General features: G+C 45.8%; 17 protein-coding genes. 8 read left to right on the top strand and 9 right to left on the bottom strand.

The window, feature by feature from the left end; translation table 11 throughout:
- Positions 1-17: 17 nt before the first annotated feature.
- From I6E38_RS07205 to I6E38_RS07185, 5 genes are all read right to left on the bottom strand, one after another.
- Complete coding sequence (locus I6E38_RS07205; protein ID WP_235393324.1) at positions 18-1109, bottom strand: aldose epimerase family protein; 1092 nt, start codon at positions 1107-1109, stop codon at positions 18-20.
- 392 nt (positions 1110-1501) lie between these two features.
- Entirely contained in the window at positions 1502-2785 is a 1284-nt protein-coding gene (locus I6E38_RS07200; RefSeq protein WP_235393323.1) for a bifunctional folylpolyglutamate synthase/dihydrofolate synthase, read from the bottom strand.
- Between the two features lie 94 nt (positions 2786-2879).
- The gene (gene dnaJ / locus I6E38_RS07195; protein ID WP_235393322.1) at positions 2880-4052 is read right to left on the bottom strand and encodes a molecular chaperone DnaJ; all 1173 of its coding nucleotides are present in this window, start codon (positions 4050-4052) and stop codon (positions 2880-2882) included.
- Between the two features lie 28 nt (positions 4053-4080).
- On the bottom strand, positions 4081-4665 hold the full coding sequence (locus tag I6E38_RS07190) for a nucleotide exchange factor GrpE (protein ID WP_235393321.1): 585 nt from the start codon (positions 4663-4665) through the stop codon (positions 4081-4083).
- 194 nt (positions 4666-4859) lie between these two features.
- A complete protein-coding gene (locus I6E38_RS07185) occupies positions 4860-6476 on the bottom strand; it encodes an ABC-F family ATP-binding cassette domain-containing protein (RefSeq protein ID WP_235393320.1) in 1617 nt (538 codons plus the stop codon).
- A 223-nt stretch (positions 6477-6699) separates the two neighbouring features.
- Between I6E38_RS07185 and I6E38_RS07180 the strand changes: the two genes are divergently transcribed.
- The 4 genes from I6E38_RS07180 (at position 6700) to I6E38_RS07165 (ending at position 12135) form a co-directional block, all read left to right on the top strand.
- Entirely contained in the window at positions 6700-7623 is a 924-nt protein-coding gene (locus I6E38_RS07180; protein ID WP_235393319.1) for an RluA family pseudouridine synthase, read from the top strand.
- A gap of 67 nt (positions 7624-7690) precedes the next feature.
- Positions 7691-8407, top strand: a complete 717-nt coding sequence (locus I6E38_RS07175; protein WP_235393318.1) for a DnaJ domain-containing protein — start codon at positions 7691-7693, stop codon at positions 8405-8407.
- 61 nt (positions 8408-8468) lie between these two features.
- On the top strand, positions 8469-10859 hold the full coding sequence (locus I6E38_RS07170; protein ID WP_235393317.1) for a TonB-dependent receptor: 2391 nt from the start codon (positions 8469-8471) through the stop codon (positions 10857-10859).
- 79 nt (positions 10860-10938) lie between these two features.
- Entirely contained in the window at positions 10939-12135 is a 1197-nt protein-coding gene (locus tag I6E38_RS07165; protein WP_455131394.1) for a type IX secretion system plug protein, read from the top strand.
- A 104-nt stretch (positions 12136-12239) separates the two neighbouring features.
- Here I6E38_RS07165 and I6E38_RS07160 read toward each other — a convergent pair whose 3' ends face one another.
- The gene (locus I6E38_RS07160; RefSeq protein WP_235393315.1) at positions 12240-13046 is read right to left on the bottom strand and encodes a DUF4738 domain-containing protein; all 807 of its coding nucleotides are present in this window, start codon (positions 13044-13046) and stop codon (positions 12240-12242) included.
- A gap of 238 nt (positions 13047-13284) precedes the next feature.
- Between I6E38_RS07160 and I6E38_RS07155 the strand changes: the two genes are divergently transcribed.
- Positions 13285-14202 carry a ComEA family DNA-binding protein gene (locus I6E38_RS07155; RefSeq protein ID WP_235393314.1) on the top strand — a complete coding sequence of 306 codons (918 nt, stop codon included), beginning with the start codon at positions 13285-13287 and terminating at the stop codon, positions 14200-14202.
- A 14-nt stretch (positions 14203-14216) separates the two neighbouring features.
- On the opposite strand, the gene I6E38_RS07150 is transcribed toward I6E38_RS07155, so the two are convergent.
- Positions 14217-14843 (bottom strand): TetR/AcrR family transcriptional regulator, encoded by a 627-nt coding sequence (locus tag I6E38_RS07150; RefSeq protein WP_235393313.1) that lies wholly within the window; start codon positions 14841-14843, stop codon positions 14217-14219.
- A 205-nt stretch (positions 14844-15048) separates the two neighbouring features.
- Between I6E38_RS07150 and I6E38_RS07145 the strand changes: the two genes are divergently transcribed.
- The 3 genes from I6E38_RS07145 (at position 15049) to I6E38_RS07135 (ending at position 18899) form a co-directional block, all read left to right on the top strand.
- Positions 15049-17337, top strand: a complete 2289-nt coding sequence (locus I6E38_RS07145; protein WP_235393312.1) for an NADP-dependent malic enzyme — start codon at positions 15049-15051, stop codon at positions 17335-17337.
- Positions 17338-17431: 94 nt separating this feature from the next.
- Positions 17432-18277 carry a 4-(cytidine 5'-diphospho)-2-C-methyl-D-erythritol kinase gene (gene ispE / locus I6E38_RS07140; protein WP_235393311.1) on the top strand — a complete coding sequence of 282 codons (846 nt, stop codon included), beginning with the start codon at positions 17432-17434 and terminating at the stop codon, positions 18275-18277.
- An 85-nt stretch (positions 18278-18362) separates the two neighbouring features.
- A complete protein-coding gene (locus tag I6E38_RS07135; protein WP_235393310.1) occupies positions 18363-18899 on the top strand; it encodes an NUDIX hydrolase in 537 nt (178 codons plus the stop codon).
- Here the strand turns inward: I6E38_RS07135 and I6E38_RS07130 are convergent.
- On the bottom strand, positions 18892-19503 hold the full coding sequence (locus I6E38_RS07130; protein WP_235393309.1) for a hypothetical protein: 612 nt from the start codon (positions 19501-19503) through the stop codon (positions 18892-18894). The two genes, I6E38_RS07135 and I6E38_RS07130, sit on opposite strands and share 8 nt — an antisense overlap.
- On the bottom strand, positions 19496-20218 hold the full coding sequence (locus tag I6E38_RS07125) for a DUF5932 domain-containing protein (RefSeq protein WP_235393308.1): 723 nt from the start codon (positions 20216-20218) through the stop codon (positions 19496-19498). The genes I6E38_RS07130 and I6E38_RS07125 overlap by 8 nt, the downstream gene beginning before the upstream one ends.
- Positions 20219-20299: the final 81 nt, after the last annotated feature.

Raw genomic sequence — 20299 nt, 5'->3', positions numbered from 1 at the left:
ATTTATTTAGATTAATGTTATAAAGAAACTCCAAACTTATAGATTGTCTTCTGTGTGTACTCCTCACCAGGATTAAGTACTACAGACGGGAAGTAAGGACGATTTGGGCTGTCGGGGAAATGCTGTGCCTCGAAGCAGATAGCGCTGCGACGCGGGAATGTCGCTCCATTCTGTCCCTTGTATCCATCGGCCCAGTTGTCTGTATAAACCTGCACTCCAGGTTCGGTTGTATAAACTTCCATTGTTCGGCCACTCACTGGCTCCTTGATTTTTGCAGCAAAGCTAAGCTCACCTTCTTCTGCCTTGTTAAGTACAAAGCAATGGTCGTAGCCTGCACCGTTCTTTATCTGCTCGTCGTCTGCATCGATGTCCTGTCCTACTGGTTTCGGTGAACGGAAATCAAACGGAGTTCCCTTTACCATGCGGATTTCGCCTGTAGGTATTGATGTATCGTCAATAGGCAGATAGAAGTCGGCATTGATCTCGCACTCGAGGTTGTCAATGGCAGGTGTCGGGTTGGCAATGCCTGCAAGTGAGAAGAATCCATGGCTTGTAAGGTTAATCACGGTCTTCTTGTTTGTCTTTGCCATATACTCAATTACAAGCTCGTTGTCGTCTGTAAAAGAATATTCTACAGTCACCTTCACCTCTCCCGAGAAGCCTTCTTCGCCATAAGGGCTTGTATATTTCAGCACCAATGTCTGTGCGTTCATCTGCAATGCTTCCCAAACCTTGGCATTGTAGCCTTTCTTGCCGCCATGCAGGCAGTTAGGACCATTGTTGATGGGGAGATGATATACTTTGCCATTGAGCTGGAACTGTCCTTTGCATATTCTGTTGCCGTAGCGTCCAACAAGTGTTGAAAGATAAGGCTCGGGCGAATTGATGACATCCTGAATGTTGTCATGGCCCTGAATGACGTTGGCATGTTTTCCATTCTTGTCCGGCACCATTATGGCAACTATTGCTCCACCATAGTTAGTTATAGCAACTTCATTGCCCTGACTGTTCTTGAGTATATAAAGATCAGTTTGCTTACCGCCGATAGTAGTCTGAAAGTCACTTCTTTTCAGACCACAGATGTTTTCTGTCTCTGTAGTGTTATTCATAATTCATGTTTTTAGTTTGTTAACGTTGATGCAAAGTAACCAAAAAAAAACGTATTGCCCAAGGGAAAGAGACAAAAAAGTCAGCGAACGTTCGTTAAAAACAATTAATTGCTAATCTTCTTAATGATTAAATGACAGAAGTGTAAAAATGTCAATATATTTAAAGTAATAAATTTAATTATAAATTTCCTCGTTCCTTATTCGTTCCTCCTTCGCTACATCTTCGTTATGCCTTCGCTATACGTTCGTTATGTTTTCGCTCCGCTAACGAATGTAGATCGAGTTCACAACGGAGGGAACGAAGGCATAACGAAGGCATAATGGAGATGTAGCGAAGAAACCTATCTACAGAATCATAAAACGAAGCAAGACCCCTTGCCCTACTTGTTTTGCTACAAGTGCTCTAGAAAGTCAGCAACAACATAGCTGCTGCCTCCTACGAAGATGAAATCCTGCGGGTCTGCATCCGACAAGGCCGCCTCGTACGCTTCGGCAACGCTGCCATAACAGTTGCCATGCAGATTATGCTGTTTGCCGTACTCCAGCACCTTAGTCTCAGGTATTGCCCTATGCGTCGTAGCTCTGGTGAAGTAGTAGACGGCATTCTTAGGCAGATGGTTCATCACATGATCTATATCCTTGTCGTCTACCATTCCGAAGACAATACGACGTGTCTTGCATTCAGGCTGAAGTATCTGCTTGCCCAAATACTGCCATCCTCCTTCGTTATGTCCTGTGTCACATACTACCAATGGTTGGCGGCGCACAGTCTGCCATCGTCCCATAAGTCCGGTAAGAGCGCACACCTCAGCGAATCCCTTCTGAACGCAGGCTGTGGGAATGCTCATATTACTACTGCGAAGCAAATCTACAACGTGCAAAATGGTATTGGCATTCTTTACTTGATAAAAGCCTCCCAATGCGCCTTTGAAAGTACCATAACAAGTTGTAGTATAATCAATTCCGTTTAATCCGTCAACCTTTGCTGAAACAATACCTGAAGAGTCTTCTGCAAATACTATTGGGGCATTGTGTTCACGGGCAATGCGTTCAAATACGGGACGAGTTTCGTCGATTGCCTCACCTATAACGACCGGCACGTTCTGCTTGATAATTCCTGCTTTCTCCGTGGCAATCTTAGCCAACGTATCGCCCAAGAACATGGTATGATCCAGACTTATATTGGTAATGACCGACACTAAAGGAGTAATGATATTAGTGCAATCGAGTCGTCCACCCAAGCCTACTTCTATAATGGCAATATCAACCTTCTGTTCGGCAAAATACTTGAAAGCCAAAGCCGTTGTAAGTTCAAAGAATGAAGGATGCAGAGGTTCGAAGAAATGGCGCTCGTTCTCTACGAAATCTATAACATATTGCTCGTCTATGCAGACTCCATTGACACGTATGCGCTCACGAAAATCGACAAGATGAGGCGATGTGTATAGTCCCACCTTGTATCCTGCCGACTGCAGAATGGCAGCAATCGTATGCGAGCACGAGCCCTTGCCGTTGGTACCAGCTATATGAATTGACTTGAAATGTGTGTGCGGATGTCCAAAATGTTCATCCAAAGCCAAAGTGTTGGACAGTCCTTCCTTGTAAGCCGAAGCTCCCACCTTCTCGAATACAGGAGTTGAGTTGAAAAGATATTCAACTGTCTGCTTGTAATCCATAGTAATTCAGTATTTATAGAAACAAAAAAGGATGTGCCTAAAGTTGACTGGAACATAGTCCAAGTGCATTTGGCACATCCATTTTTATAATGATTTAGTTAAAGTAATTCTTGAAACGGTCAAAAATAGACTTCTTTGTTTCCTTGTCGCCCTTGAAGTTATCGCTGTCACGGAACGATTCAATGGCCTTCTTCTCGCTCGACGAAAGTTCCTTAGGAATGTACACGCTGATATTGACAACCAAGTCGCCAGTACCATTGCCGTAACCCTGTACCGAAGGCAGACCCTTACCACGCAAACGCAATGTCTTGCCTGGCTGTGTTCCTGCTTCAATCTTTATCTTCACCTTACCGCCATCTATTGTCGGCACTTCTACAGTTCCGCCAAGTACAGCCGTCGGGAAGTCAAGAAGGAGATTGTAAATCACGTCATTGCCGTCACGAACAAAGGTATCGTTAGGCTCTTCTGTAATATACACCTGAATATTACCGTTTACACCATTATGCTGACCGGCATTTCCCTTGCCCGGTACATTCACTACCATACCCTCAGCAACGCCAGCAGGAATCTTTATCTCGACAACTTCCTCACCCTTTACGATGCCGCTGCCGCCACATTCCTTACATTTGTTCTTGATAATAGTGCCTTCACCATTACAAGTAGGACATTCCGATTGGGTCTGCATCATACCAAGCATTGTCCTGACAGTACGTGTCACAACGCCGCTACCATGACATGTAGAACAAGTCTCGCTGCCGCTACCGCCTTCAGCTCCAGTACCATGACAATGCTGGCATTGTACATATTTCTTGACTTTGAATTTCTTAGTAACGCCTGTTGCGATTTCCTGAAGCGTGAGATTGACCTTTATGCGCAGATCGGCTCCACGATATTGGGGTTTCTGTCTTTGTCCGCCTCCACCGAAGCCTTCAAATCCGCCAAAACCTCCTCCATGTCCGCCAAATACATCACCGAACATAGAGAAGATGTCATCCATAGAGAAGCTGCCACCTCCGCCGAAGCCTCCAAAGCCGCTACCACCACCGGGAGCGTCAAAGCCGAACTGGTCATACTGCTGACGCTTGTTCGCATCATGCAACACATCATAAGCCTCAGCAGCCTCCTTGAATTTCTCCTCAGCCTCTTTGTCGCCGGGATTCTTGTCAGGGTGATACTTTATGGCTATTTTGCGGTAAGCCTTCTTTATCTCGTCATCTGTGGCAGTCTTGCTAACGCCAAGTACTTCGTAATAGTCTCTTTTTGCCATTGCATTAATATTGAGGATTGTTAACTACTTACTGTCCAACAGCTACCTTGGCGTGTCGTATCACTTTATCGTTAAGCTTATAGCCTGTCTGCAGACAGTCTATAACCTTGCCCTTATTGTCGTCGCCCATACCAGGAACCATAGCTACTGCCTCATGATAGTCAACGTTGAAGTCTTGTCCATCAGTCTCTATCTTCTTTACGCCGATTGATTCAAGCACCTTCTTGAACTTGTTGTATATCAGCTTCATGCCATCTTTTACGGCCTGAGCATCGTCGGTTTCGGTAGCAAGTGCACGCTCGAAATCGTCCAATACGGGAAGAACAGCACAAACAGTCTTCTCGCTACCATTGAGCAGCAACTCAGCCTTTTCCTTAAGCGTACGCTTCTTGTAGTTGTCAAACTCGGCTGCTGTACGCAAATAGCGGTCGCGCAATTGCTCTATCTCTTTTTGGGCAGCTTCAAGCTTTGCGTTCACGTCATTGCCGTCTTCTGTCGTTTCTTCGTTACAATCAGTTGTTTCTGCCTCTTTAGCTTCTTCGGCTGCAGCGGCTTCTACATTTCCGTCCTTAACTTCAATGTCTTTCTCTTCTGTTTTATCGTTATTTTTCATCTTGCTTTTGTTCTTAGTAAAATACGTTTTTCTAAAGTACACTACAAAATCCTTGCCAAATTGAAACATATGCACAGAAAAACATACGAGTAGACAAAAATGCAGACTTTTCGATTGATGGCTGTCCGCATAAAGTTGCCTACTCGTATTATATTTTACAGGTTAGCACGTCTACGACACGCTATTACTATACATTATTTATTATACATCTGCGCTTTCAACGCCTTGATGTCTTCGCTGTAGATATAATCGTCATAATCCATAAGCTTGTCGATTGTACCATTCGGTGTAAGCTCGATTATGCGATTGGCAACAGTCTGGATGAATTCGTGGTCGTGGCTTGAGAAGAGGATATTTCCCTTGAATGCCACAAGGTTGTTGTTGAAAGCCTGAATACTCTCCAAGTCCAAGTGGTTGGTAGGAGTGTCGAGTATAAGACAGTTGGCATTCTTCAGCTGCATACGTGCAATCATACATCTCATGCGCTCGCCTCCCGAAAGCACGTTCACCTTCTTCAGCACATCCTCACCCGAGAAGAGCATACGTCCAAGGAAACCCTTCATCACAACTTCATTGCCCGGACCATACTGCGAAAGCCAGTCTACGAGGTTCTTGTCACTCTTGAAGAACTCGGTATTGTCAAGTGGCAAGTATGCTGTAGTGATAGTAACACCCCACTTGAAAGTACCTGCTGCAGCCTCACGATTGCCATTGATAATCTCGAAGAGGGCTGTCATAGCCTTAGGATTATGGCTGAGGAACACCACCTTCTCACCCTTCTCTATGTTGAAGTTAACGTTGTCGAACAATACTGTTCCGTCATCGTCAACAGCCTTAAGTCCTTCAACCTCAAGAATCTGGTTGCCCGGCTCGCGCTCCATCTGGAAGATGATGCCAGGATATTTACGGCTTGACGGACGAATCTCCTCAACATTGAGCTTCTCAAGCATCTTCTTACGCGAAGTGGTCTGCTTACTCTTTGCCACATTGGCAGAGAATCGGCGAATGAACTCCTCAAGCTCCTTACGCTTTTCCTCAGCCTTCTGGCGCTGGTTCTGCTGCTGACGCAATGCCAACTGCGAACTCTCATACCAGAACGAATAGTTACCGGCAAATACAGTAACCTTACCGAAGTCGATATCAACAGTCTGAGTACTTACTGCATCAAGGAAGTGACGGTCGTGACTAACTACAAGCACGGTCTGCTCCACATTGCTGAGATACTCCTCAAGCCACTGTACGGTGTCGAGGTCAAGGTCGTTGGTAGGCTCATCAAGCAAGAGGTTGTCAGGATCACCAAAGAGAGCCTTTGCAAGCATGACACGTACCTTCTCGTTGTTGGAGAGTTCGCTCATCTGCTTCTCGTGCAATGCCTCCGGGATACCAAGATTGGAAAGCATCTGTGCAGCGTTGCTCTCAGCCTCCCAACCATCCATTTCGGCAAACTTAAGCTCAAGATCAGCCGCACGGTTGCCGTCCTCTTCAGTCATTTCCAATTTAGAATAAAGAGCCTCACGCTCCTTCATATTGTTCCAAAGAGGTTCATGACCCATAAGAACAGTATCGAGAACACGATATTCGTCAAATTTGAAGTGGTCCTGCTCAAGCACCGAAAGGCGCTCTCCCGGGCCGAGTTCAACAGAACCCTTGTTTGGCTCCAGGTCGCCGCTTATTGCGCGCAGAAGTGTAGACTTGCCGGCACCATTGGCACCAATAACACCATAAATATTACCTGCTGTAAATTTCAGATTAACATCCTTGTATAATACTCTCTTTCCGAACTGTATCGCGAGATTGCTAACTGTTATCATTGACTATTATTTGTAATTAATTGAATTTTAATAAATAACCAAGTATTTGCGTGCAAAGTTACTCAATTTTTTCCGTACAGACAAATCGAATTTATATATTGTAAAGCCACCATGCTCAGAAAGCCGACTTTAATTAACAGATTTTCGCATATGAAGTTTTGTTCTTAATGGCAAGTTGCCAACAAAAATATGTACCTTTGCAAAATATAATTCAAATAATACTATGGCATCAAAAAACTTCAACACACGAAATAGCTCAAATGTACAAAGAAACAACTCCGACTGTACTTTGTACACATTCAACGGCACTCAGCCGGCTCCACTACTTGAGTATCTGCTCAATACCATTGGCGAAAGCCGCTCCAAGACCAAGGCGATACTGCAAGGACATGGCATAAGAATCAACGGCAAGGTCGTAACACAATTCGACACGCCTCTTAAGGCTGGCGACACCATTAGCGTGAGCCGCCACAAACGTAAGTGCGATTTCAAGAATAAGTTTGTCAAGATTGTCTACGAAGACCGCTGGATTGTCGTAGTAGAAAAGAATATAGGCATTCTGTCGATGGCTGCCGGACACTCTTCCTTGAACGTGAAGTCGGTACTCGACGACTATTTTGCCAAGTCGCATCAGAAGTGTCGTGCCCACGTAGTGCATCGTCTCGACCGCGACACATCCGGACTGATGATTTACGCCAAGGACATTGACACCGAGCAGATTCTCGAGCACAACTGGCACCAGATAGTCTACGACCGACGTTACGTAGCTGTGACAAGTGGCGAGATGAAGGACGACAACGGCACTATAGCCAATTGGCTGAAGGACAACAAGGCTTACATCACCTACTCGTCACCAGTAGACAACGGAGGCAAATATGCGGTGACCCACTACCATGTGCTCAACCGCACTACCGAGCACACGCTTGTGGAATACAAGCTTGAAACCGGACGCAAGAACCAGATACGTGTACATTCTGCCGACATGGGTCATCCTGTCTGCGGCGACATTAAATACGGCAATGGCGACGACCCGCTGCATCGCCTCTGTCTGCATGCCTATATGCTGTGCTTCACCCATCCAGTGACGGGCGAACGAATGGACTTCTCAACGCCTATACCTACAGTCTTCCGCAGCCTGTTCAAATAACAGCCGCAACGTCAGCTCGTGGCATGGATTTTGCATTGGGGTATATAAAAGAAAGGAGAAATTAATTATGGCATTTATTGACTACTATAAGATTCTTGGAGTTGACCGCAACATACCTCAAGACCAAGTGCGTGAAGCCTATCGCAAACGTGCCAAACTGTTTCATCCGGACTTGCATCCGAACGACCCTAAAGCCAAGGCTAAGTTCCAAGCCCTGAATGAAGCCTACGATGTCATATCCGACCCTGAGAAGCGTAAGAAATACGATCAGTATGGCGAGAAATGGCGTGAGGCTGACGCATTTGCCCAAAATGGAGGTGCTGCCGGAGGCGGCAACGGTAGCTACTACTGGAGTTCCGACGGCAATGCAAGCGGAGGCTCTCCGTTTGAAGGTTTCGACTTCTCGGGCTTCGGATCTGAAGGTGGAGGCTTTTCGAGCTTCTTCCAGGATCTGTTCGGAGCTAAAGCAGGCAGAAGCCGCAGCTCACGTATGCGCAGCACAATGCGGCAAAACACGGGCGAGATGAACGCCAACGTCAACATCGACCTCTATACTGCCCTACTCGGCGGCGAGGTGATAATACAGTTGGGCAACGGTTCGAAAATCAAGCTTAAGGTTAAACCCGAGACACAGAACGGAACAAAAGTACGCTTGCGTGGCAAAGGCTACGACAGGGGGGACGGCACAATGGGCGACCTCATCATAACCTACAACGTAAAGCTGCCTACCAACTTGTCTGACAAACAGAAACAATGTCTCATGCAAATGCGCAATTCTATATAAACGGCAGCATTTTTAATAAGGCATTAAGGCAATAATAGTTTTACAAGGACGTTTATTAAGTATGAAAAATAAGAAATTTCTATTCATACTTATAAACGTCCTTGTTTTTTTTGTGCCTACAGTTCTGAAGGCACAATCATTCACCCTACACGGACGCGTCATTGACGAGAGCAATAATCCTATAGAATTTGCCACGGTGTCTTGTGCCAAACAAGGCAAAATGACTATGACATCGTTAAAGGGCGAATACACCCTGCAACTGCACTCAGCCGACTCAGTAGAAATACGCTTCTCGATGATTGGCTATCGCACCAAAACAAGAATACTCAGAAAACCACGCGACAAGCAGGCTCTGCAGACTGTACTATATAGTAATGTTGGAGAGATAGAAGGAGTGACCGTGATCGGTACAAAAATCCAGACCGGACAGATGCAACAGCTCAAGAAAGACGACATCAAAAATATGCCTTCAGTTACTGGCAATTCCGTTGAAGAAATGCTGCAAGGTCAGGCTGGCGTATCTACCCACAACGAATTGTCTTCGAAGTATAATGTACGAGGCGGTTCGTTCGACGAGAACAGCGTATATATAAATAATGTCGAAATATACCGCCCGTTTCTGGTTAGAAGCGGACAACAAGAAGGCATATCTATCATCAATTCCGATATGGTCGAAAAGATAGAGTTTTCAACCGGTGGCTACGAGGCGCGCTATGGCGACAAAATGTCATCGGCTCTAAACATCACCTACCGCCAACCCTCAAGGTTTGAGGCTTCAGCCTATGCAAGTCTGTTGGGCGACGGCATTTATGTGGGCTATGGCAACAAAAAGTTCGCATGGAGCAATAGCGTGAGATACAAGACGACACGCAATCTACTCGGATCACTCGACACCAAAGGCGAGTACCGCCCCACTTTCGTCGACTATCAAACATACCTTACGCTCAAGCCCAACAAGCGTTGGGAGATAAACATACTGGGCAACATCTCTAACAACAACTACAACTTCTTTCCCGAAGACCGCGAGACAAGATTCGGAACAAGCGAAGACGTAAAGTCCTTTCGCGTATATTTTGACGGACAGGAGAAGGATGTCTTCCGCACCTATTTCGGTTCGGCAGGACTGACATACAAGACAGGCGATGCCACAAAGCTGTCGCTTATTGCTTCTGCATTCAAGACCCACGAGCAGGAACGCTACGACATTCAGGGACAATACTGGCTTACACAGACCGAGACCAGCGAAAATCTTGGTGTCGGCACTTTCTTCCAGCACGCCCGCAATTATCTCGACGCTCATGTCGAAAGTCTTAAGATGATGTTCAACACTAAGGCGAAGAAGCACGACATTGAGGCTGCATTCACCTTTAAGAACGAGCACGTTACGGAGAACTCGGCTGAATACGAGATGCGCGACTCAAGCAATTACAACATTCCGCATACTGGCAACGACCTTAAGATGATTTACAGCATGCGCGCCAAGAATTCGCTCAGCGCCAGACGCATGGAGGCTTACATCCAGGACACATATCGCTTTACCAGTCCAAGCAAGAAGACGCTCTACACACTCAATTACGGCGTGCGCATATCCCATTGGAGCTACAATAAGGAGACAATATTCAGCCCACGCCTTTCGCTCGGCATAATACCTGCATTCAACGAGAATGTCACCATGCGACTGGCTGCCGGACTGTACTATCAGTCACCTTTCTTCAAGGAAATACGCGATACATCTACCGTCAACGGCGTGACGTATGCCACACTCAACCGTAAGGCAAAGAGCCAACGCTCAGTTCACATCATTGCCGGATACGACTATCGTTTCAAGATGAACAACCGGCAGTTCCGCTTCTCGGCAGAGGCTTACTACAAGATTCTCGGCAACCTTATCCCCTATAGCGTCAACAACGTCAAGGTGGTGTACTATGGTGGCAACGAATGCAACGGACACGCTGCCGGACTTGACATGAAACTCTACGGAGAATTTGTGCCAGGAGCCGACTCGTGGCTGTCGTTCTCGTTGATGAACACAAGGATGAAGCTCAACAACAAGTCAATACCTCTCCCTACCGACCAGCGGTTTGCCATAAGCCTCTTCTTTACCGACTACTTCCCCGGAACCCAGCGCTGGAAGATGTCATTAAAGCTGGCTTATGCCGACGGACTGCCTTTCTCGGCTCCACATCAGGAACTGGAGACCAACTCGTTCCGTGCTCCAGCCTACAAGCGTGTGGATATGGGACTCAGCTACCGCCTCGTTGACAACACCAGTCATAGCAGCAAGCACAGCACATTGCGCAATGTATGGCTGGGCGTAGAGTGTCTCAATCTGCTGGGCATAAGCAATGTCAACTCCTACTACTGGGTTACTGACGTCACCGCCCAACAATATGCTGTGCCGAATTATCTGACTGGCCGTCAGTTGAACTTCAAGGTTTCTGTAGATTTATAATCCGATTTATTGTTTGACAGATATGTTGCTACACCTCCCCATAAAAATATTTTTGGCAGGGGCAGCCTCGTGCATTGGCATGGCAGCCTCAGCCCAAAGGGATGTCGTATTGTGCAATAACATCGCTTCGTTGCAGGTGACAGCCGGCAACAACTGGCTTTCTATGCCAATCATCAACATTAGCGACGACACTCCTATAAACATCTGTTTCGACGACCTTACCCACGACTACCACCGATATTCCTATAGATTGCAGCATTGCGAGGCAGACTGGTCTCCTTCTGAGGGAATATTCGACACCGACTATTGCGACGGATTTGCCGATGGCGACATTATAGACAGCTACGCCAAGTCGGTCAACACAAACACCATTTACACCCATTACAGTCTGTCAATACCCAACGACCGATGCCGACTGAAGATGAGCGGCAACTATAGGCTTGCTATTTATGACGACAATGACAAGGATACCATTCTATATGCTCATTTTATGGTGGTGAATCCTACTGTGAAAGTTGAAGCCAGAGTGTCATCGAATACCGACATTGACGCAAACACCAAACACCAGCAGGTGTCTGGCAGCGTGGATTTCTCCGGATTGATTATATCCGACCCCAAAAAAGAAGTAACGACGATAGTCATGCAAAACGGCGTATGGAGCACGGCACGCTACAACCCTATTCCACAAACAAGGCTCACAAAAAAAATAATTTTCAACCATAATCGCGAACTGATATTCGAGGGAGGCAACGAATACCGCAAGTTTGAGATTCTTGATGTCGAACGACCCTCTATGGGTGTAGAGTCAATATATTGGGATGGAGTTAAATATTGTGCTGACCTATGGACCGACGAACCCCGACGCAATTATATATACGATGAAGATGCCAACGGACATTTCTACATTCGCAATAGCGACAACGTCGAAAACGACATTGCTTCAGACTATGTCAACGTCAAGTTTACATTAAGCATACCTCGGCAAACGACTCCTGTTTACATTAATGGAGTATGGACAAACATTATGGGAGAACATGGCATTAAGATGGAATACAATAATGAAGCCAAACAATATGAAGCGTGTGCAATATTGAAACAAGGCTATTACTCTTACCGGTATGTAACTACTAGCCTAGACGAAGCAAGAACCATACCATTGCCATGCGAAGGCAATTTCTACCAAACAGAAAACGAATACCAGATACTTGTATATTTCCGACAGTTCGGCCAAAGAACTGACCAACTTGTAGGCTATAAGAATATCAAAACAAGATAATACAGTTATAATTATTATGTAACTCTACATGGAAAAACAAAAGAATATCATATTACTCCGAAAAACAATATGATATTCTTTTTTCTATATTATATTTACCTATTCTACTTCTTTATTCTAAAGAAAATTTTACCATTATAAGTGACAACATTTTCTACATAATAACTTATAGAAGTTTCAGGAATAGCAAGAACTGCAAAGAAATGCATACCTTCATTATCCGCCTTATCAAATGTCATATCACTGAACACTGCCTGACGCAAGAACTGATTTGGCACTTCATTTTTGAAGATTTCTTTACGCATGTCACTTGAATAAACTTTGCCTGCTCCTTTATATACATTCAAATTAACAATATTATCATAGTAGACATTATCCACTTGTACCCCATCTTCATTACATGAACTTTTAGCCACCTTATACGTGGTAGGATTCACCTGAATATAGCAATGATATTTATCGCCATTATTATAGAACACTGTATCACGCTTGACAATCTTATTTTGGTTTATTGTCAACACAGTCTTGGCAGCAAACATATCTAAATAAGATTTATCATTCGTCTTACAAAGCTTTATCTTCTCGCCATTCTGATTTATGAAAACAAACAAATGTGGCGTTTGCTTTATTATATGGTAGCTAATGGTGTTGCCACCTACTATTATAAATGAATCCTTCTCAATGCGGAAATACGCAGGCATACTAGTAGAATCGGGGAAATAAACAGTATCTCCCTTGATTCGAAAGACAACATCATCGTCATCGTCATCAAGCCAAATGCCTTGTAAATTCTGTTTAGCCACAAAATCTTCACCAACTTCAGATGATTTGTTGCTACGTGAGTTACATCCTAAAATCAAGAAGAACCCTAGGATGAAACCAATTATTTTTACACTTTTATTTGTAACCATGCTAATTGCCTCTTTAGTTTCTCACACTTAACCAGTATGAAAGTTTCTCACATATAATTAGTAAGAATGAAGATGGAATTTTATAATTTGCACACAAAGGTAATGTTTTAGCTCAAATTGACAAAACATTAGGCTTTATTTTATTACTAAACTATATTCTTTTTAAGAATTATCTTGCACAAAATCATTCCGTTTCGTATCTTTGTGCAAAATATACTATACCTTAAGCCATACTACTATGATAAAATCAGACAGACGAGGTTTGCTGTTTCTCATAAGTCTATTAGTTGTCATTTCAGCTTTAATCGGTTTTTTAGCTGATACAGAGTACAGCAGTGACAATATCAACTATCCGACAGACAGCACTCTACACTTGAACCTATCACGACATGATGAAGATGTTGCCGACGCATATGCTTTGCCATCACGCAAGGTAGAAACTTTCTGCTTCGACCCAAATACAGCCGACAGCACACAACTTCTACGTCTTGGACTTCAGCCATGGCAAGTTCGTAACATTTACAAATATAGAGCCCACGGTGGCGTCTACCAATGCAAGGAAGACTTTGCCTACGTATATGGTCTGACCGCCAAAGACTACAAGCGTCTTGCACCATACATACGCATATCAAGCGATTACCTTCCTGCCTCATCTTTGCCAGAAGTAAGAAAGGGCAAGCAGCATTCTAATTACACTATAACTACAAACGATTATCATTCTACCGAACAGGATATAAAAGACAAAGCCTACTCGCCCAAAATAAAGCCAGGCGAGACCTTAAAGATAAACAGCTCAGACACAACCGAATTGAAGAAGATACCAGGAATAGGCAGCTACTATGCCCGACGCATAGTGGATTACCGCACGCGCCTCGGCGGATATGTTTCGAAAGAACAACTGCTTGAGATTGATGACTTTCCTGCCAAGGCCATTGCCTATATCAATATCGACAGCGACAACATCAAGAAAATAAACTTAAACAAGAGTTCGCTTGCACAAATCAAGCGCCATCCATACATTAATTATTATCAGGCAAGTGCGATAGTCAACTACCGACGGCTGCACGGCATAATCAAATCCATAAGCGAATTGCGCCTGTTGAAGGAATTCTCGCCCGAAGACCTTAAAAGAATAGAGCCTTACGTGACGTACTAAGTTCCCAATTGTCCTTACTCGACATCGGAAGCGTCGAGCAGAGCAATGCCTTCAGCCGTACACAAGCCACGCAAGAAGAGGAAGAGAATGTTGTGCAGCAAATCCTTCATTCCATATTTTTCATACATCTTTGTCTTCATGGCATGCTCCATGGAAGCAGCACCTATCTGCGACACTATGTCAAAGTCGACATCCTTACGGAAATAGCCCTCACTCACGCCATGTGCAAAAAACGCCTTGGCATTGGCATTACGCTTGATGCGCTTCTTGTTGAGAAAATCCACCACATGTCCATACTTGGAGAGTTCCTCATAGAAAGCCGGCGACACGTCACTTACGTTTTGCATCTGAAACCTGTAAAACTCAAGTATAATGTCAATAGAATTGTGACTGCTGTCGCTGCCGAATTCAGTCATATGGCTGTCGAAAGCCTCCTCTTGCATACGGACACATTCCAAAAGCAATTCTTCCTTATTTGAGAATATTTCATATAATGTACGCTTCGATATGCTCAGCCTACTTGCTATATCGTCCATCTTGACAGCCTTGACGCCACAACGTCTGAACTCACGCATTGCTACTTGCATTATCTTGGCAGGCAACTCCATACGGTAGTTGGTCTGTAAATTGTCTTTATGCATCTGTATGATTTATCAGTATATATTTAATGTGTATGTTTTAAGCGCTGCAAAGTTACAAAAACTTTTGGCCGAGTCAAAGTTTTCCAAATAAAAACGCAAATAAAGTTGTAGGTTTTCTTGTTTTTAGTTACTTTTGTATCGTATTATAAGATAACGTTAGTATTTTGTAAATAAATGAACATAAAATAACTAAAACAGAATAAAAATGGTAAAAATTACAAAAGAAAGCGCTTTGGAATACCACCAAAGCGGTCGTCCTGGCAAAATTGAAGTCAAGCCGACAAAACCTTACCACACCCAAACCGACCTTAGTCTTGCATATTCTCCAGGAGTAGCTTTCCCATGCTTGGAAATCCAGAGCAATCCTGACGATGTGTATAAGTACACAGATAAGGGCAACCTCGTTGCTGTAATTTCTAACGGTACTGCAGTACTTGGCCTTGGCGACATTGGTGCCATGAGCGGCAAGCCAGTAATGGAAGGCAAGGGACTTCTGTTTAAGATATACGGAGGCATCGATGTGTTCGACATTGAGGTAGCCGAGAAAGACCCTGAGAAGTTCTGCGAGGCTGTAGAGAAGATTGCCCCGACATTCGGCGGCATCAACCTTGAGGACATCAAGGCTCCTGAATGCTTCTACATTGAGGAGCGTCTGAAGAAGACTCTCGACATTCCTGTAATGCACGACGACCAGCACGGTACTGCCATCATCTCGGCTGCCGGACTGAAGAACGCTCTCGAAGTGGCAGGCAAGGATATTGCCAATGTGCGCATCGTTGTAAATGGTGCCGGAGCGGCTGCCATCAGCTGCACAAAGCTTTATGTGGCATTGGGAGCAAAGGTAGAGAACATCGTAATGCTCGACTCTAAGGGCGTAATCACAGCCGACCGTCCTAACCTTACACCACAGAAGCAGATGTTTGCCACCAACCGAACCGACATTCACACTCTTGAGGAGGCTATCAAAGGTGCCGACGTATTCGTAGGTCTGTCAAAGGGTAATGTGCTTTCGCAGGATATGATTCGCTCAATGGCTGATTCGCCTATCGTATTTGCTCTTGCCAACCCCGTGCCTGAAATCAGCTACGAGGATGCAATGGCAAGCCGTCCTGACGTGCTCATGTCTACCGGACGTAGCGACTATCCCAACCAGATTAACAATGTAATCGGTTTCCCATACATTTTCCGTGGCGCTCTTGACGTTCATGCCAAGGCTATCAATGAGGAGATGAAGATGGCTGCCGTACATGCTATTGCCGACTTGGCTAAGCAGCCGGTTCCCGATATTGTTAATGAGGTTTACCATGTCAACGACCTCAGCTTCGGTCCTAAGTACTTCATACCGAAACCCGTTGATCCGCGTCTTATCACAGAGGTTAGTGCTGCCGTGGCTAAGGCTGCTATCGAAAGCGGAGTGGCAAGAAAGACCATTACCGACTGGGATTCGTACAAGAAGAACCTTATGGAGCTGCTCGGCCAGGAAACCAAGCTGACACGCAACCTTCACGATACTGCACGCATGCACCCGCAGCGCGTTGTGTTTGCCGAAGGTGCTCACCCATCTATGATGAAGGCTGCCGTACAGGCCAAGACCGAAGGCTTCTGCTACCCTATCCTTCTGGGCAACCCCGACCGTTTGCGTCGTGTGGCTGAACGCTTGAAGCTTAATCTCGACGGTATTGAACTGATTGACATGCGTGCCGATCAGGAACAGGGCAGACGTGCCACTTACGCCAAGCACCTTGCCAAGAAGCGTGCCCGTCAGGGTTACACCTTTGAGGAAGCTTACGACAAGATGTACGAGCGCAACTACTTCGGTATGATGATGGTGGAGACAGGCGATGCTGACGCATTCATCACCGGATTGTACACCAAATACTCCAACACTATCAAGGTGGCTAAGGAGGTTATCGGCATTCGTCCGGAGTTCAGCACTTTCGCCACAATGCACATCCTCAACACCAAGAAGGGCGTGTTCTTCCTCTCGGATACACTCATCAACCGTCATCCCGACGAGAACGTACTTATCGACATCGCCCGTCTTTCTGCCAACACGGTACAGTTCTTCAACGAGAAGCCGCACATTGCCATGATCAGCTACTCTAACTTCGGTACTGACGAGATTGGCAGCCCGGTAAAGGTTCACAATGCTGTGGAGACTCTGCAGGAGCGTTATCCCGACATGATTATCGATGGCGAGATGCAGGTCAACTTTGCTCTCAACAAGCAGCTTCGTGACGACAAGTATCCGTTCACACGCTTGAAGGGACTGGATGTCAACACTCTCGTATTCCCCAATATGAGCAGCGCCCAGGGCAGCTACAAGTTGCTGCAGGCTTTAGATCCTGATGCCGAGATCATCGGCCCGATCCAGATGGGTCTTAACAAGCCTATCCACTTCACCGACTTCGAGAGCTCGGTACGCGACATCGTCAACATCACAGCCGTGGCTGTTATCGATGCTTACGTTGACAAGATAAAGAGAGAGAAATAATATATTTACTGAAAACCTGAGGGGATATGCTTCATGCAATGGATGTGTGGGCACATCCCCTCTTGCATTCACCCCTAACTACACCTTATATTATATGATAGATTTTCCTTGCGCTAAAATAAATCTCGGACTTAATATCGTCGAGAAGCGAAACGACGGCTACCACAATCTGCAGACAGTATTCCTGCCCGTGCAGCTTTGTGATGCTTTGGAGATAAAGACCATGAGCGAGCAATTCCCTTCTGACACGAATTGCAACCTCAAGGTAAGCGGTGACGGAATATGCTGCAACGAGGCTGACAATCTTGTGGTGAAAGCCTACAACTTGCTGGCTGCCGATTATGAAATTCCGCGCATTCACGCACATCTGTACAAGCGTATTCCGAGCCAGGCAGGACTTGGTGGCGGTTCGAGCGATGCTGCTTTCATGCTGAAGCTGCTCGACCAGCGTTTTCGCATCAATGCAGGCAATGCCGAACTGGAGAAGTATGCTGCACGTCTTGGTGCCGACTGCCCGTTCTTCATAAATGCCGAACCTGCCTATGCTGAGGGTATTGGAGATATTCTGTCGCCTGTAGAAATCACAGACAACACATTGAGCGGTTACACTCTCGTCATTGTGAAGCCACAGGTGTCCGTATCGACCAAGGAGGCCTTTGCCGGTATTACTCCACGCATGCCCGAGGTGTCGTGCCGCGAGATAGTTGCCATGCCTATAGAACAATGGAAGGGATTGCTTACCAACGACTTCGAGGAGAGCGTCTTCGCACAATATCCCGAATTGCAGGACATCAAGGACAAGCTGTACGAAGCAGGAGCAGCCTACGCACAGATGAGCGGCAGCGGCAGTTCCATCTTCGGAATATTCAAGACCACACCCGACAACGACTCTATCCAGAACTCCTTCAGCGGCAGCAAAATCTACACCATCAGCCTGTAATTAGTATTAAAGCTGGATGAAGAAGCTGTAATGCTGAATGAAGAAGCCGTAACACTAAAATGACAAAAAAGATTGAACCCAAAATATGAAAAAGGACAATAAGAACGAGTGTTTCCAGCTCGTCGACGAAAGCGGAAACGTTATAGGCCGCATTTCAAGGGGCGAAGCACACAATGGTTCGAAGCAGCTTCACCCCGTAGTTCATCTGCATGTATTCAACCGGCAGAAAGGACTTTATCTGCAGAAGCGTCCTGAATGGAAAGACATTCAACCGGGCAAATGGGACACGGCATGTGGCGGACACGTCGACTATGGCGAGACTATTGCTGAGGCTCTGCATCGTGAAGTGTCCGAAGAACTGGGCATCAGCCGCTTCAGCCCTGTCTTCATAAAGTCGTACGTATTTGAGAGCCGTGTAGAGAAAGAGCTTGTCAATGTGTTTTGCACTCTTTACAACGAGCCGATACATCCGAGTACAGACGAACTGGACGGCGGACGCTACTGGACTCTCGACGAGATAAAGGAGAACATCGGCAAATCGGTATTCACTCCCAACTTCGAGAACGAGTTTGACAAGGTATTGCAAAAGGGACTTGTATTTGACAATCTCGACATCAAGTGAACATCCAGACAACAGAGCTGTAGAGTTCTGCTGCCAACAAATACACAATAACTAATGGTGCTGTCGTGGCTACACCCGTTGCGGCAGCGCCAAAAGCATCTACAAACGTCGGGTAGCGTCCCGTCACCATGCCGTAGGTAAGCGACATTATGCTCACCCCTACCATTGCCATTATCACGAAGCTGTCAATATAGGAATCGGGCGTAATCGTACCGAGCGCGCTCAGCAACACGGCATGCGGAACGAAGGCAAGCAGGAAAAGCACAATTGCCATTGCCACCAATTCCCACGCCACAACCATCAGAGCCATCCGTTCGTAATCGGTAGTTTGACGGTAGGAAGTTATGGCCCTGAGCAGTCCGCCTCCTACAAACAGTTCGACCATAGCGCCCGACAGCAGAAGCCACACCAATAGCGTGGACGACATATTGTCAGCCAGACTGCTCCAAAACCACCTTACGCTTTCGCCTACAAACATAGAGCGTATTGCAAGTTCGGGAAATAGCACCGAAGCCACCCACGAACCCAACACCAACGCTATCTGAATGACGAAGAGCGCCAGGCATGTGTAAGCCGATATTATGGTGACAAGCCTTCTACTCATCGGCATAAAGGTTCTGCACGTCAAGTATCTGAAGCTCGAAAGCCTTCACCACAAGACGTGTGGCGTTGATGCCCATTCCCTGATTGCCGTTAGGGAAGAGTTTCTGAACAAGTTCGTTCTGACGCTTCTCCAGACTCTTCACTCCGAAAGGCATTGTACGCAGGTTGGAGATTTGCTCCTTAGTGTAGCCAAGGGCAAGATGGCGCAGGAAGCGCTCGTCATACTCGTCAATCTCGTAGCGTATCATGGCGTCATTGTGCTGCATGACGTTGCGTACCGACTCGCAGAAGCGTTCCACCACCTTTTCTAATATAGGCTGGTTGAATACATATTTCTTTCCTTCCAACACCCGCATTATGTCGCTACGGGTAAGCATTTCGCCACTCTTGAGTATTATGCCGTTGCATCCAGCATCAATAGCGTCAACCCAAAGGCGTTCGTTCAGTATTTCGCCCGTGAAGATAAGCACCTTCATTTCCGGGTGCTCGCCTTTCAGCTTGCGGCAAATCTCCACTCCCACCGTCGTGCTGCCTCCAAGACCCAAGTCGAGAAGCACGAGGTCGGGCTTGTTTTGTCTGAATTCTCTCCAGAATGCATCTTCCGAATCGGCTGTAGCTATGACGTCGGCTTCGGGCATTTCATTATGCAGAATTCCTTCGGTGCCTTTGAGTTCCAAGGGCACGTCTTCCACTATGATTACTTTAAATTTTTCCATTGTTAATATAGGGAGTGTCGTTAAATATTAAGATTATTTACAACTATCTAATCCTCAATGTGATAGAAATTTTGTACCTTT

The organism is Leyella stercorea (assembly GCF_021531355.1).
GTDB lineage: Bacteria > Bacteroidota > Bacteroidia > Bacteroidales > Bacteroidaceae > Prevotella.
The sequence above is the reverse complement of the archived record's forward strand: the minus strand, read 5'-3'. Positions and strand labels throughout refer to the sequence as shown.